This is a genomic window from Hallella mizrahii (assembly GCF_009695775.1).
GTDB classification, from domain to species: Bacteria; Bacteroidota; Bacteroidia; order Bacteroidales; family Bacteroidaceae; genus Prevotella; species Prevotella mizrahii.
Map to the genome: position 1 here is coordinate 82,190 of NZ_VUNG01000010.1, position 7,334 is coordinate 89,523.

Consider the following 7,334-nt stretch of genomic DNA (forward strand, 5'->3'; position numbering starts at 1 on the left):
AGAGCATGGATATACACGATATACAGGCACTCTATGGCCGGTTGCCGCAAGCCGGTGCTTTGGTCAAATATTTGAAAGACACATCGGTCAGGAGTGTTTTCCTCAAGGATATTGTTGGGTCGGCATTGCCGACTCTTTTCGCAGGTATGGCCCCACGGCTGGACAATACCTTTCTTTTCGTCATGCAGGATGCTGACGAAGCCGGTTATCTTTACAACGATCTCTTGCCCGCTGTCCTCAACACGGCGGAAAAGAAAGTCGCGGAGGAAATCAAGGCCGAACAACAAAAGAATACTTCAAAAGACAGTCAGACGGGCACAGACAGCAGTCAGCCTGCTGACTACGATGTCTATTATTTCCCTTCGAGCTATCGCCGTGCCGTGAAATACGGACAGCGTGATGCTGCCAACGAGATCCTGCGTACAGAGGTGCTTGCCCAGATTGCGGCGCGCCAACAACATACTACCCATGAGAAGCCGCTCTTTGTCGTCACTTATCCTGAGGCCATGGCGGAACTTGTGGTCTCGCAAAAACATATCGACGACCACCGGCTCTCGCTCAGCGTAGGGCAGAGAATCGACATAGTAGAGGTGGAGCACAGGCTTCGCGATCTCGGATTTACAGAACAGGACTATGTCTACGAGCCCGGACAGTTCGCCGTGCGCGGCAGCATCCTCGACGTCTATTCCTATTCCAGCGAGCTGCCGTTCCGTATCGACTTCTTTGGCGACGAGATCGACACCATCCGGTCTTTCTCCGTAGAAGACCAGCTTTCCAAGGAGCGGCGCACGGAAGTGGAAGTCGTGCCGGAACTGGCAAAGGAGACGACTGAGAAGGTTCCCTTCCTGCGTTTTGTCCCTGACGATGCCGTTCTCGTCTGCCGTGACATAAGTTTCATCTGCGACACGGTGGAGCGCGTCTATAACGAGGGCTTCTCATCGCAGGCACTCACCGAGCGTCTCGAAGACGCGACCGAGATGGAGCAGGCCGAGATACAGCGCGACATGAACCGCGAGAGCGTACTCTGTTCTCCTTCGCAGTTTAAGGAAGACATACTGGAGCTTCGGCGTGTTGTCTATGGTCACACTGCCAATGAAGCGCATACCATACTTTCCTTCCATGTCACGCCACAGCCGCTTTTCCATAAAAATTTCGATTTGCTCCGTCAGTCGTTCGAGGACTATCTCCTGCGCGGCTATCATCTCTATATCCTTGCTGACAGTCGCAAACAGCAACAGCGTCTGAAGGATATCTTTGACGAGATGGGCAGCGGTGATGATTCGTCGATGGCAGCCCGCCGGGGCTCAGGCATCGTCTTCACGCCTGTGGACAAGACGCTTCACGAAGGCTTTGCCGATGATGACATGAAGGCGTGTTTCTTCACCGATCACCAAATCTTCGACCGCTTCCATAAGTACAATCTCAAGTCCGACCGTGCTCGTGCGGGCAAGATGGCCTTGACGATGAAGGAGTTGCAGGAGATGGAAATCGGCGACTACGTGGTGCATGTCGACTTTGGTATCGGCAAGTTTGGTGGCCTTGTGCGTGTGCCTATACAGAATGCCAATGGAAAGACGGGCGAACAACAATACCAGGAAGTCATCCGCATCATCTTTCAGAACAACGATAAAGTCGACGTCTCCATCCACTCACTCTATAAAATCTCGAAATATCGTGGCAGTGATACGGGCGAGCCGCCACGGTTGAGCACGCTCGGCACGGGAGCCTGGGAGCGGTTGAAGGAGAAGGCCAAGAAACGCATCAAGGACATTGCCCGTGACCTCATCCGCCTGTATGCCAAGCGTCGCCATGAGAAGGGCTTTGCCTTCTCTGCCGACAACTTCATGCAGCACGAACTGGAGGCAAGCTTTCTCTACGAGGACACGCCCGACCAGCTCAAGGCCACTCAAGACGTCAAAGCCGACATGGAGCGTGCCCGTCCTATGGACCGCCTCGTCTGTGGTGACGTTGGCTTCGGCAAGACCGAGGTGGCGGTGCGCGCCGCCTTCAAGGCAGCGTGCGACTCCAAACAGGTGGCTGTGCTCGTGCCCACAACAGTGCTGGCCTATCAGCATTTTAAGACATTCCGTGAGCGCTTGAAGGACTTCCCCGTGCGGGTGGAGTATCTTTCCCGAGCCCGCACTGCCAAGCAGACCAAGGACGTGCTCACCGGACTTGCTGACGGCAAGGTGGACATTGTCGTCGGCACACACAAGCTGTTGGGTAAAAACGTGAAGTGGCACGACCTTGGACTGCTCATCATCGACGAGGAACAGAAGTTTGGCGTGTCCACAAAGGAGAAACTGCGGAAGCTGAAAAGCAATATCGACACCCTTACGATGTCTGCCACACCGATTCCGCGTACGTTGCAGTTCAGTCTGATGGGAGCCCGCGATATGAGCATCATGCGCACGCCGCCACCCAACCGCTATCCCATCCATACCGAACTGTGTACATTCGGCCATGAGATCATCGCCGATGCCATTAACTTTGAGATGAGTCGCAACGGTCAGGTGTTCTTTGTCAACAACCGTATCTCCAATCTTCAGGAGATTGCCGATCTCATCCATAAGTATGTGCCCGACTGTCGTGTGGTCATCGGTCATGGACAGATGCCGCCCGAAGAGTTGGAGAAGGTCATCACCGACTTTGTCAACTACGACTACGACGTGCTGCTCTCAACGACAATTGTGGAGAACGGTATCGACATCCCCAATGCCAACACGATCATCATCAACGGTGCCAACCATTTCGGACTTTCAGACTTGCATCAGATGCGTGGCCGTGTGGGCCGTGGCAACCGCAAGGCCTTCTGCTATCTGCTGGCCCCGCCTCGTAGTGCGATGACGCCCGAGGCACGGCGACGCCTGGAGGCTCTGGAGACCTTCTCGGACTTGGGCAGTGGTTTCAACCTCGCTATGCAGGATCTGGACATCCGTGGTGCGGGCAATCTGCTGGGTGCCGAGCAGAGCGGCTTCATGGAAGACTTGGGCTACGAGACCTATCAGAAGATTCTCAACCAGGCTGTCAGTGAACTGAAAAACGAAGAGCTCGGCGATCTCTATGCCGAAGAACTCAAAGCCGGCGAAGACATCAAGGCCAGCGATTTCGTCGAGGACTGTGCCGTGGAGAGCGATCTGGAGATGTACTTCCCAGAGACCTATGTGCCGGGCAGCAGTGAGCGCATGCTGCTCTACCGAGAGCTTGACAACATCGAGACCGACGACGATCTGGCAGCTTACCGTCAGCGGCTCACCGACCGCTTTGGTCCCGTGCCGCCAGAAGGCGAGGAACTCATGCAGGTGGTAGCCCTTCGCCGACTGGGCAAAGACGAGGGTTGTGAGAAGATCATTCTCAAGCAGGGCACGATGAGCATGCAGTTTGTCTCACAGCCCGACAGCCCCTACTATCAGAGCAAGACGTTTGGCAGCATCATCCACTATGTGATGAACAATCCGCGGCGCTGTACCTTCAAGGACAGTCGCGGCCACCGGCAGGTGCGTATCGCCCAAGTGCCCAGCGTGGCAGAGGCCGTACAGGTGCTCAAAGCAATGAAGTGTAAGTAAATATGCAGCACTCTTGTTGAAGTCTTCAATGTAGCCGAAAATACGCACAAAATCGTTTCGTATGTGCAATTCTTGATTTTAGCCACTTCTTTTCGTTCCGTTGGTTGTAGACGAAAAGAAGTGGCTCTTTTTGTTTTCTTTTGTTGTGGGTTGTAAAACAAAACTTGCACGTATCTATAGATATGTGCAAGTTTGGGTAGAAACTATATAAAAATAGCTTAAAATGTCAGCGTTCATGCATGTTGCTTGTAGGATTATCTATACTTTTGTAATGCAAAAAAGCGAGATAAAAGAAATATGAGTTCCGAAGAATACTATATTCAGGGTAATGAATGCCGCAGACGAGGTGATTTCCCAGCAGCGATGAACTGCTATCTGCAGGCCATTGCCCTTGATCCCAACAGTCCCGCCGTGGTGGCGGAGAAGATGCTGGAAGACATCATGAACTTTTATTGTAAGGACATCTATAATCCTTAGCAGTGCTCCGTGCGTGCTAAGAACATCGTCCTTAACCTATATAATACCCATTTCAGTTATGAAGAAAAACATTGGAGCCATTGTCGTTGATGTGGACCGTTGCAAGGGCTGTACGCTTTGCATGGTGGCTTGTCCGAAGAACGTCATCGCCTTGGCGGAGAGAAAGGTCAACGCTCACGGCTATCCTTACGTCGTGGCGGCCCGACCGGACGATTGCATCGGCTGTGCCTCGTGTGGCATTGTCTGTCCCGACGGATGCATCACTGTCTATCGTAAACGAATCGAAGTGGAGGAGCCTGTGGCTTCTACCCAGAAATAAGGAATCATGGAACAGGAAGTAACACTGATGAAAGGCAACGAGGCACTTGCCCGCGCTGCCATACGCTGTGGTGTGGATGGCTTTTTCGGTTATCCCATCACTCCCCAAACAGAAATTATAGAGACGCTGTCGGCTTTGAAGCCTTGGGAGACCACCGGCATGGTGGTCGTGCAGGCCGAGAGTGAGGTGGCATCGATCAACATGCTTTATGGCGGCGGCGGTGCCGGCAAACGTGTGATGACCACTTCTTCGAGTCCCGGCGTGGCCTTGATGCAAGAGGGCATCGCCTATATGGCTGGTGCCGAGGTGCCCGGTGTCATCGTCAACGTGCAGCGCGGCGGTCCCGGACTGGGCACGATCCAGCCGAGTCAGAGCGACTATTTCCAGGCTACGCGTGGTGGCGGCAATGGCGACTACAACGTCATCGTGCTTGCGCCGGCTTCTGTTCAGGAGATGGCCGACTTTGTGGATCTGGCCTTCACGCTGGCTTTCCGCTATCGCAATCCGGCCATGATTCTCAGCGACGGTGTCATCGGACAGATGATGGAAAAGGTGGTGTTGCCGCCCTTCAAGCCTCGCCGCACCGATGAGGAAGTCATCAAGGAATGTCCTTGGGCTACTACCGGACGCACGAAAAACCGCAAGCCCAACATCATCACCTCACTGGAGTTGAAGCCGGAAGTCATGGAGCAGCGCAACCTGCACCTGCAAGCCAAATACCGTGAGATCGAGGAGAAGGAGGTAAGATTTGAGACCGAACACTGCGAGGACGCTGACTGTCTGATCGTCGCTTTCGGCAGTGCTGCCCGTATCGCCGAGAAGAGCGTGGAGCTCGCCCGTGAGGAGGGCATCAAGGCAGGACTGTTCCGTCCCATCACCCTTTGGCCGTTCCCCAGCAAAGCACTGGCAGAGATGGCGAAAGGAAAGCGCCACATCCTTGTGGCCGAGATCAATGCCGGACAGATGATCCAGGACGTGCGGCTCGCTGTGGGCAATGAGGTGCCCGTGAGCCATTTCGGTCGTTTGGGTGGCATCGTGCCTGACCCGACGGAGATCGTAGAAGAACTTAAAGCAAAATTGGAAGAAAATGGCAAGTGAAAAAATCAATAGGGAGGAAATCATTCAGCCGGAGAACGTTGTCTATCAGAAGCCGGAATTGCTCAACGACGTGCCGATGCACTACTGTCCGGGCTGTAGCCATGGCGTCGTGCATAAGCTCGTGGCTGAGGTAATTGCCGACATGGGCATGGAAGAGAAAGCCGTCGGTGTCTCACCGGTGGGCTGTGCTGTCTTTGCCTATCGCTATATCGACATCGACTGGCAGGAGGCTGCCCACGGCCGTGCGCCAGCTTTGGCTACAGCTATTAAGCGTCTGTGGCCCGACCGCCTCGTGTTTACCTATCAGGGCGACGGTGACCTGGCCTGTATCGGTACGGCAGAGACCATTCACGCTCTCAACCGTGGAGAAAATATCGTCATCATCTTCATCAACAATGCCATCTATGGCATGACGGGAGGACAGATGGCTCCGACGACGCTCATCGGACAGAAGACGACGACCTGCCCTTACGGTCGCGATCCGGAACTGCACGGCTATCCGCTCAATATCACCGAGCTGGCCGCCAAACTGCGCGGCACCTGCTACGTCACCCGACAGAGCGTGGACACCGTGGCTTCGGTGAATCAGGCCAAGAAAGCCATCCGCAAGGCCTTCGAGGCTTCGATGAAGGGCATGGGATCTTCGCTCGTTGAGATTGTCTCGACCTGTAGCAGTGGCTGGCATCTCAGTCCTGTCAAGGCCAACGAGTGGATGCGCAAATATATGTTTGAGGAATATCATAAAGGCGACTTCAAGGATACCACAGGATTGAAATAGTCTTTTACGATTATAACGCAAGACAATGAAAAAGGAAATTATCATATCAGGTTTTGGGGGTCAGGGTGTGCTCTCCATGGGAAAGATCCTTGCTTACTCCGGACTGATGGAGGGAAAGGAAGTGACATGGATGCCAGCCTACGGACCGGAGCAGCGTGGCGGTACGGCCAACGTGACGGTTATTGTCAGCGACGACCGCATCTCGTCACCGATTCTCAGCCACTACGACGTGGCTATCGTGCTCAACCAGCCCTCACTCGAAAAGTTCATGCCTAAGGTGAAACCGGGCGGCATCCTCATCTACGACGGTTATGGCATCGCCGAGACACCGCATCGCGACGACATCACCATCTATCGCATCGATGCCATGGACAAGGCTGCGGAAATGAAAAACTCCAAGGTCTTCAACATGATCGTGCTCGGCGGACTGCTCAAAGTCTGTCCGATCGTCAGCACCGACGGCTTGCAGAAAGCACTCTACAAGACGCTACCTGAGCGCCATCACGACCTGATACCGCTGAACATGAAGGCGGTGGAAGAAGGACAAGGCATCATCAAGAAGGTGAACGGATAGGTAGATAGAGTTACTATTACTTTTCTGCTAAATAAAGACGACCTCCACGGGACTATTGCAATGTCGGTTGCAGGGTCTTGTGGAGGTCGTTTTGTTCTTGTGAGATAGAAGGTAGAAAGAAATATTACTATGCTAGGGTTTATCCCCGCCCTAGCCCCGCAAAACATATAATTGGGTCGGTATCGTCACCAGTCTTGGAATTTGGGTGCCCCAATGACGAAAACAAGAGATAGAAGGTAGAAAGAAATATTACTATGCCGGGGTTAGGGCGGGGATGAACCCCGCCCCTACGGTCTCACCGTGCCATTAACAGGGTCATACCACTAAAACGATATGAATGCCATTCACCGTAGGGGCGGGGTTTATCCCCGCCCTAGCCCCGCAAAACATATAATTAAAGAAACCTCCATTTGAGACACTATACACCAAGCATAGCAACAAGCTCTTCTATATATTTAAGCATGGTTGCCGTACCCCATTTCCCACCATCTTTGGTTCTCACCTTCTTGTATTTTGAAAGGT

General features: G+C 53.4%; 6 protein-coding genes. All 6 read left to right on the plus strand.

Annotation, left to right across the window (positions count from 1 at the left end; translation table 11 throughout):
- Window positions 1–5 precede the first annotated feature (5 nt).
- Entirely contained in the window at window positions 6–3,566 is a 3,561-nt protein-coding gene (gene mfd, locus FYJ73_RS05980; protein WP_154533796.1) for a transcription-repair coupling factor, read from the plus strand.
- A 297-nt stretch (window positions 3,567–3,863) separates the two neighbouring features.
- Window positions 3,864–4,043, plus strand: a complete 180-nt coding sequence (locus FYJ73_RS05985) for a tetratricopeptide repeat protein (protein ID WP_154533797.1) — start codon at window positions 3,864–3,866, stop codon at window positions 4,041–4,043.
- Between the two features lie 58 nt (window positions 4,044–4,101).
- Window positions 4,102–4,362 carry a 4Fe-4S dicluster domain-containing protein gene (locus FYJ73_RS05990; protein WP_154533798.1) on the plus strand — a complete coding sequence of 87 codons (261 nt, stop codon included), beginning with the start codon at window positions 4,102–4,104 and terminating at the stop codon, window positions 4,360–4,362.
- 3 nt (window positions 4,363–4,365) lie between these two features.
- Window positions 4,366–5,460, plus strand: a complete 1,095-nt coding sequence (locus FYJ73_RS05995; protein WP_336509583.1) for a 3-methyl-2-oxobutanoate dehydrogenase subunit VorB — start codon at window positions 4,366–4,368, stop codon at window positions 5,458–5,460.
- Entirely contained in the window at window positions 5,450–6,238 is a 789-nt protein-coding gene (locus FYJ73_RS06000) for a thiamine pyrophosphate-dependent enzyme (RefSeq protein ID WP_154533800.1), read from the plus strand. Before FYJ73_RS05995 ends, FYJ73_RS06000 begins: the two co-directional genes overlap by 11 nt.
- A 25-nt stretch (window positions 6,239–6,263) precedes the next feature.
- A complete protein-coding gene (locus FYJ73_RS06005; RefSeq protein ID WP_154533801.1) occupies window positions 6,264–6,812 on the plus strand; it encodes a 2-oxoacid:acceptor oxidoreductase family protein in 549 nt (182 codons plus the stop codon).
- The last annotated feature ends 522 nt before the right edge of the window (window positions 6,813–7,334 follow it).

What these genes read in the sequence shown, in the direction of transcription:
- FYJ73_RS05985 (WP_154533797.1), top strand. Translation starts at nt 3,864, where the DNA reads ATGAGTTCCGAAGAATACTATATTCAGGGTAATGAATGCCGCAGACGA.
- mfd (WP_154533796.1), top strand. Translation starts at nt 6, where the DNA reads ATGGATATACACGATATACAGGCACTCTATGGCCGGTTGCCGCAAGCC.
- FYJ73_RS06005 (WP_154533801.1), top strand. Translation starts at nt 6,264, where the DNA reads ATGAAAAAGGAAATTATCATATCAGGTTTTGGGGGTCAGGGTGTGCTC.
- FYJ73_RS06000 (WP_154533800.1), top strand. Translation starts at nt 5,450, where the DNA reads ATGGCAAGTGAAAAAATCAATAGGGAGGAAATCATTCAGCCGGAGAAC.
- FYJ73_RS05990 (WP_154533798.1), top strand. Translation starts at nt 4,102, where the DNA reads ATGAAGAAAAACATTGGAGCCATTGTCGTTGATGTGGACCGTTGCAAG.